The following is a 1,189-nucleotide window of genomic DNA, read 5'->3' as shown; positions in this document are numbered from 1 at the left end:
AGCTGATAAAAACTCACTTTGCCTAACGCCCGCTTAAGGGGCAGACAACGCTACTACCAAGTTTCCGCATAACACCGCAATCACACAAAACCAATGCATAGTAAAAATGCCCCGCGTTGGCTGTCCCTCTTGAAGCGTTTGTTATGTAAGTGGTTGGTTCTATCCCCAGAAACACCCATAAGTATCGTCTTCTAATATTTCCAAGAAAGCTTCTAGAAGTTGAATCTCTGGGATTGGCTCATACGAATGCCATTTTTGGTTGGATTTCATCCAGTAAATTTTCCACGCGTCACGCGACTTATAATATTTGACTTTGGCTACTGGGCACTCCATTTTTTCGGATGGATCATTCCACTTAGGACGTATCTCGAAGATTTCGATGACCTGCCCCTCTAACCGATACCCAATATCAAGTTGATTGCGGATCTCTGCTGGCGGTCGACAAGAATCAAGGTACTTCTCCACTGCCTTTCTGTAACGCTGTTGCTCAATTTCTGAAAATGCCATATCTATCACCTAACCCTTTAATTAAGCTAAGTTTACGACCTAATTTCATACGTTGGTTAGGTTAATTTTCGAGAAAGTACATAACGCCCAATTAAGGGGTGAGCAACGCTACCACCCAACCTAAAGCATTGTACCGTAAACACTAAATTTGAAGTAGAAGCAAAAATGCCAAGCGTTGGGAATCCCTCTTAAATTGTTTGTTATGTACGTACTATAGATTCGTGATGAGCTGTTTTAGCTTTGCGACTTCTCTACCGTGTTCTGTAAGTTCACGACCACCCTCACAATTATGGCATTTCTCTTTGCTCTCTTTAGTTAGAAAAAGCTCATATGTATCTTTGGCTTCTTCATTTCCTAAACCGATATCCAAACATGTTTGTTCAAACTCAGCAAAAGATGGCTTCCCAGCCTCTACCCACGCTCTCTTCACGTCAGAGTATTTGCTATCAATATCACCTGCCCAATCACCGTACTTGCCAATAAAACGAGCTCGAGCAAAACTAATAGTAGAACCACTACCCATACAAACTGAACAAACTTTGGTACGTTCTTGTGATTCAATCTCTTCAATTAACATATTGATAAAACTCAAATTTACCTCCTAGTACATAACGCCCGGCTAAGGGGTTGACAACGCACCGCCGAACTCAAAAAACATACTTTAAACACTGAACTTCAATTT

2 protein-coding genes are annotated in these 1,189 nt (G+C 41.3%); both read right to left on the bottom strand.

Annotated elements, in window-relative coordinates; translation table 11 throughout:
• Positions 1-159: 159 nt before the first annotated feature.
• Positions 160-507 (bottom strand): DUF3024 domain-containing protein, encoded by a 348-nt coding sequence (locus DD616_RS17205; RefSeq protein WP_208871984.1) that lies wholly within the window; start codon positions 505-507, stop codon positions 160-162.
• A gap of 211 nt (positions 508-718) precedes the next feature.
• Positions 719-1,099 (bottom strand): hypothetical protein, encoded by a 381-nt coding sequence (locus DD616_RS17200; RefSeq protein ID WP_208871983.1) that lies wholly within the window; start codon positions 1,097-1,099, stop codon positions 719-721.
• Positions 1,100-1,189 lie beyond the last annotated feature (90 nt).

The organism is Vibrio anguillarum (genome assembly GCF_003390515.1).
In the GTDB taxonomy this organism is placed as follows: domain Bacteria; phylum Pseudomonadota; class Gammaproteobacteria; order Enterobacterales; family Vibrionaceae; genus Vibrio; species Vibrio anguillarum.
This window is presented reverse-complemented; position numbering and strand designations above follow the sequence as displayed.